Annotated in this window: 4 protein-coding genes; 1 reads left to right on the top strand and 3 read right to left on the bottom strand. The window is 64.0% G+C overall.

The features are described 5' to 3' along the window. Positions 1–917: HNH endonuclease signature motif containing protein (locus GD1_RS23750; protein WP_169798222.1), on the bottom strand; the 917-nt coding region annotated here is incomplete at its 3' end. A 337-nt stretch (positions 918–1,254) separates the two neighbouring features. Next, on the bottom strand, positions 1,255–2,211 hold the full coding sequence (gene zapE / locus GD1_RS23745) for a cell division protein ZapE (RefSeq protein ID WP_083534683.1): 957 nt from the start codon (positions 2,209–2,211) through the stop codon (positions 1,255–1,257). A gap of 42 nt (positions 2,212–2,253) precedes the next feature. Between zapE and GD1_RS23740 the strand changes: the two genes are divergently transcribed. Then, positions 2,254–2,829 carry a TetR/AcrR family transcriptional regulator gene (locus GD1_RS23740; protein WP_059039981.1) on the top strand — a complete coding sequence of 192 codons (576 nt, stop codon included), beginning with the start codon at positions 2,254–2,256 and terminating at the stop codon, positions 2,827–2,829. Positions 2,830–2,901: 72 nt separating this feature from the next. Here the strand turns inward: GD1_RS23740 and GD1_RS23735 are convergent, their stop codons facing one another. Beyond that, positions 2,902–4,488: an acyl-CoA synthetase gene (locus tag GD1_RS23735; protein ID WP_059039979.1), complete on the bottom strand. Its 1,587-nt coding sequence runs from the start codon at positions 4,486–4,488 to the stop codon at positions 2,902–2,904. Positions 4,489–4,729 lie beyond the last annotated feature (241 nt).

Genomic DNA, 4,729 nt, shown 5'->3' with positions numbered 1-4,729 from the left:
TCCGACCAATGCGCAATGTGATGGGCCTGCGTGCGCGATGCCGGGGCACCGCACTTGATGCAACACCGATCCCGCTCGAACATCGCCCGCCGCTGCGAAGCTGTGAACAAGCGTTTCGAGCGTCCCATATCCAACGGCACCCGCTCACCGTCGACGATCGTCATCACCACCACACCATCACAACTGGTTTCCAACAAAGTGCTGTGGGTGATCGACCCACCGAACGCCAACGCCGACTTGTCGGGCGTATCCGCGGGCACCGACAGGTTGATCAACGCCGCAGGTAGCGCGGTCACCGACCGTTCCCCCGCACCGGCCGCCATGTCCAGAACCATCTCCAACGCATCCGCGCGACGTCGGGGTGCTTCGCGCGGATCTTTCGACCCATCCGGCTGGGGCACCGGCGCCGAAAGTCTTTCAATCGCCGTCGCCAACTTTTCCCCGACAACCACATCCAGACTCCCGGAGACAGCGACCCGCCCATCATCGGTCCGCCCGATATCGAGAGCATTCAGATTGCGGTCTTCCTTTGCCGGGCGTCCACCCTCGGTATCCGACGAGTGATGGTCCCCCAACTGGTGTGCTCGTGCCATCACCTCAGCAGGCTTCGCACCGGACAACACCTGCGCCAACAGATCACCCTCGAACTCGGCCCAGGCTTCGGCAGTCGGAGCCTCCCCGGCGCGTAGTCCGACCTGGTTCAACCCGCGCACGATCGCATCCACATGCTCACCCGAGATCGCCCCGTCAGCAGCGTGTTTCAGTGTGCGTCCCACCACCGTCGAGGTCCCGATTCGCTGCATCCGCGCAGCGACGGCGGGCGCGTACCCCATCTCGATCAGCAACGCGATCGGTTTGTGTCCATGCCGTTGCGCCACACCGAGCCGGTCGAGATGCCCAGCCCCGGCCGCGGTCAATGCATCCACGACGTTCCGGATGGTGACCAGTGTCTGCATGTCCGTGAACACGTCCGGCCCGGTCGGATCGTCGTCGAAACGACAATCGATGAGTGCGTCGAGAATGGTCTCCAGCTCCCCCTGCATGTGTTCCATTGTAGCGAATGCATGTGCGAGTATCAGCCGAATTACATAGCAGAACAACATTTGTGGATAAGTTGTGAAAGTTGTTCACCCCGGAGGTTCCGGTTCACCCGTGGGGTGCCCCCGGGTACGTCCGTCCGTCGGTCGGACTCGCGACCGCGAGGGCAGAGACGTACGAGAATCCCGACGCAGGAAAGCGATCAGAATCCGCCAGTCAGCGCAGTGCCGAGAGCCGGCTCAGGAGACGCGCTCGGCCGGCCGTGTCGGCACCGACCTCGAACATGTCTCGGGGTACCGGGCTCTCGATCGTCGTCGGCACGTGATGGTCGTAGAGCACGTCGATGACGTACACGAATCGTCGGGCAGGTTCGGGCCCCGCTGCGGCAAGTGAACGGACACCGCTGATCGTCCAGGTGGCATGGCGGCGCGCCAACGCCAGGTAGTCCGACGCCCCCAGCGGACGTCCACATACCTCGTCGAATCCGACACCGAGATGCCCTGACCCGCTCTCCCACACCCGAATCTGCCGGCCATCGATCTCCACCGCACATGCCGCCAGACGTTCACGTTCGATGACGACCCACCGACCCGAGGAGAACCCGGCAGCGTGGCTGGCGCCATCTCGATAGTCGACTCCGCCATCGAGTTCGACCACACGGCAATGGTTCTCGAGCAGCTCGATCGTCGGCAAGAAGGTCGGGTGAAGGAGCGGCGACGGCATCTGCCCTTTCGGCGGAACATTCGACGTGATGACGAAGCGGATGTTTCGCCGGATCATCCGATCGATCAGCGCATGCAAGAAGATGCCGTCGGCCCGGTCGTCCACCAGGAGTTCGTCGAAGCACACCATGCTTCGTCCGACGAGTAGATGATCAAGCGCGGCGGCGAGGCCACCTCGATCCCGGATGAGCAGGTGCAGATCACGAACGAACACGTGCCAATGCAGCCGAAGTACCGACTGCGGCGGCTGCAGCCCTGCCAGAGCATCCAGCAACCACGTCTTACCACGCCCCGCTGCCCCGGTCAGGTACACATTCGACGGCCCCACAAGCGAATCCACGATCCGCCATTGCGAGTCGTCGAGCGTCAGCTCGTCGCGATCGGCCGCCGCCACGAAGTCCTCACCGGAAAGTGGTCGCGGCGCCGCCTGCGATCTGAGTGACCAGCACATAGCGTGACTCTATCATCGTAGAGTTCAGCTATCCTGTGAACTGTGCCTCGCCCCGACCGCCGACAGCTCATCACCGACGCCGCCCTCGAGCTGGCAGCCGCCGGAGGAACTCATGCGATCACCCACCTGGCAGTGGACCGTCACCTCGATCTACCGAAGGGGTCGACGTCGTACTACTTTCGGACGCGGGAAGATCTCATCGCAGCGACCGCGGATCGGCTTCTGATCCGATCTCGCGCAGCATTCGAACGCGACCTCGCCATCGGTGACGCCTCACCCGACCGGGTGATCCGGGACTACATGACGACGCTGCTCACCGAACGACGAACCGATGCACTCGCCCGCCAGGCACTGCTGCTCGATGCAGCGCTGCCCACGGAGACCGGCGACATCCTCGCACGATGTCTCTTCTCGACCGATGCCGCAATCGCGCTCATGACCGGACGCGGCAGCACCGACCCGCAAGCCGATGCCGATCGCTTGATCACCCTGCTCGAGGGTGCGGTCTTCGCGGTCACCCACGGACTGCATCGGAAGTCCGACGCCGATCACATCGCCGAGTTCATCGGCAATCTCATCGCCCCGTTGTTCGCGGAAAACAGAACTCCCGCTCCCTGATTCCGTTCCCACCTATTGGGGCCAATAGCCGGGAACGACATCGAGGAACGGAAGCCGACGCCGAGTGTGTCCTTACCCGGCGATGCCCTTGTGCTCGACGCGCAGCTCCTTCTTGAGGATCTTGCCGCTCGGATTCTTCGGCAGTGCATCGACGAAGACGACGTACTTGGGTCGTTTGTAACCGGCCAGCGCGGAGGCCAGGTGATCGGCGACGGATTCCTCGGTGAGCTCGGCACCGGCCTTGGGGACGATCACCGCGGTCACGGCCTCGATCCACTTCGGGTGCGGCACACCGAAGACCGCGACCTCGGCGACACCGTCGAGCAGGTAGATCGCTTCCTCCACCTCGCGTGAGGCGACATTCTCACCGCCGGTCTTGATCATGTCCTTCTTGCGGTCGACCACCGACAGGTAGCCGTCCTCGTCGATGATCCCGAGGTCGCCGGAGTGGAACCAGCCGTTGCGGAACGCCGCAGCGGTCTTCTCCTCGTCGTTGTAATAGCCCAGTGCCGCATGCGGACTCCGGTGCACGATCTCGCCGACCTCGCCGACCGGCACCGGGTTGTCGTCGTCGACGACGATGGTCTCCACATTGAGCGCGGCGCGACCGGCTGAACCGGCCCGCTCGATCTGGTCCTGCGGCTGCAGAATGGTTGCGATCGGGCTCATCTCGGTCTGGCCGTAGAAGTTCCACAGCTGCACGTCGGGCAGGCGACTGGCGAGCTCACGCAGCACCTCGACCGGCATCGGCGATGCACCGTAATAGCCCTTGCGCAGCGACGAGAGGTCGCGGGTGTCGAAGTCGGGGTGACGCAGCAACGAGATCCACACGGTCGGCGGGCAGAACAGCTTGGTGACACCCTGCGATTCGATGGTCGCGAGGATCGTCGCCGGATCGGGTGCGGGCAGGATGATGCTGGTGGCACCGAGGTAGATGTCGGTGGAGAAGAAGCAGTCGAGCTGGGCGCAGTGGTACATCGGCAACGAGTGGATCTCGACGTCGGTGGTCTCCATACCGCCGTCGATGATGCACGACATGTACTGCGTGATCAGCGACTTGCTCGACAGCAGAACACCTTTCGGCCGGGATTCGGTACCGGAGGTGTACATCATGCGCACCGGCTCGTCGTCGCCGACGACGATGCCGGGGTCGCTCGCGTCGCCGGCGGTCATCCACGCGGTGACGTCCTCCCAGCCCTCCGGTGCCGCCGCCCCCGACAATGCGATCCAGCCGCGGATGTCGACGACGACCGCAGCGCGCTTGATGGCATCGGAGATCGTCTGTCCGAGTGCGTCTTCGGTGATCACACCGCGCGCACCGCTGTGGGCGAGGATGAAGGCGATCTCGTCGGCGCCGAGTCCGAAGTTCACCGGGACGAGGATGACGCCGATACGTGCCGCGGCGAAGTTGAGGACACCGAACTGCCAGCAGTTGTGGCTGATCAGGGCGAGGCGGTCACCGCGCTGCAGGCCGCGGGCGGCGAGTGCGTTGGCCGCACGGTTCACCGCGGCGTCGAACTCGGCGAAGGTCAGGGTCACGTCGCCGTTGATCACGGCCGTCTTGTCGGGGTAGCGCTGCGCCGTACGGTGCAGGAGTGCCCCGATCGAGTGCTCGCGTGCCGTGGCGATAGCCGACTGCGTCGTCTCGCTGTATCCCATGACCAACCCTTCGTCCGTTGCGCGGTGTAGCTTCCATCACAACTTACTAGTGGTGTGTCTCGCAAATAACCGTCTACATGTTGCGTACAATTCTCTGTATGAGTGGGCGAGCTGCGGCACCGTTGCCGTTGACCGATGGTGAGCGCGAGACGTTGGAGAGGTTGACCCGCAGCCAGCGGGTTCCGCATCAGCAGGTGCTGCAGGCCAGGGTGTTGTTGCTGGCCTCGGACGGGGTCGCCAA

Source organism: Gordonia desulfuricans NBRC 100010 (genome assembly GCF_001485495.1).
Taxonomy (GTDB): domain Bacteria; phylum Actinomycetota; class Actinomycetes; order Mycobacteriales; family Mycobacteriaceae; genus Gordonia; species Gordonia desulfuricans.
Note: the sequence above shows the minus strand (reverse complement) of the source record. Positions and strands in the feature narration are given on the sequence as shown.